We start from the raw sequence: 902 nt of genomic DNA, 5'->3' as shown, positions 1-902 counted from the left end.
TGAATCTGATGCAACAGTTGATGCTGAGTCAGATACTGAAGTACTTGTTGAAGTTGACTTAGCTTCTGAAGTGCTTGTTGATTCTGAATCTGATGCAACAGTTGATGCTGACTCAGATACTGAAGTGCTTGTTGAAGTTGACTTAGCTTCTGATGCACTTGTTGATTCTGAATCTGATGCAACAGTTGATGCTGAGTCAGATACTGAAGTACTTGTTGAAGTTGACTTAGCTTCTGAAGTGCTTGCTGATGCTGCTTCTGATCCTGAGATAGAAGCACTTGTTGATGTGCTTGCTTTTTCAGAATTAGTTGAATCTACTGTTGATTGTGATGCAGATACTGAAGTACTCAATGATGTTGACTTAGTTTCTGAAGCACTTGTAGATACACTTGTTGATGTTGAATCTGCAGCAGCTTTTGAAATACTTGTTGATGCTGCTTCTGATCCTGAAATTGAGTTACTTGTTGATGTTGATAATACTTCTGAAATACTTGTTGAGTTAGCTTCTGATGTTGAGGCGCTCTTTGAAGTGCTTTCTGAAGCGGCTGAGGTACTTGTTGAGTTAGCATCTGATGTTGATGAGCTCTTTGAAGTGCTTTCTGAGGCTGCTGAAGTGCTCAATGATGTTGACTTAACTTCTGATGCACTTGTTGACGCTGAATCTGAATCTGCAGCTGCCTTTGACTTACTTGTTGAGGCTGCTTCTGATCCTGATGTTGACGCACTTGTTGATGTGCTTAACTTTTCAGAATTAGTTGAATCAACTGTTGATGTTGATTCTGAAGCAGATACTGAAGTGCTCAATGATGTTGACTTAACTTCTGATGCACTTGTTGACGCTGAATCTGAATCTGCAGCTGCCTTTGACTTACTTGTTGAGGCTGCTTCTGATCCTGATGTTG

The 902-nt window shown here is 40.4% G+C and carries 1 pseudogene; it reads left to right on the top strand.

Annotation, left to right across the window (positions count from 1 at the left end):
- Positions 1-902: pseudogene (locus LQZ76_RS10040) on the top strand (hypothetical protein); the annotation flags it as partial.

The organism is Periweissella ghanensis (assembly GCF_918814755.1).
Classification (GTDB): Bacteria; Bacillota; Bacilli; order Lactobacillales; family Lactobacillaceae; genus Periweissella; species Periweissella ghanensis.
The sequence above is the reverse complement of the archived record's forward strand: the minus strand, read 5'-3'. Positions and strand labels throughout refer to the sequence as shown.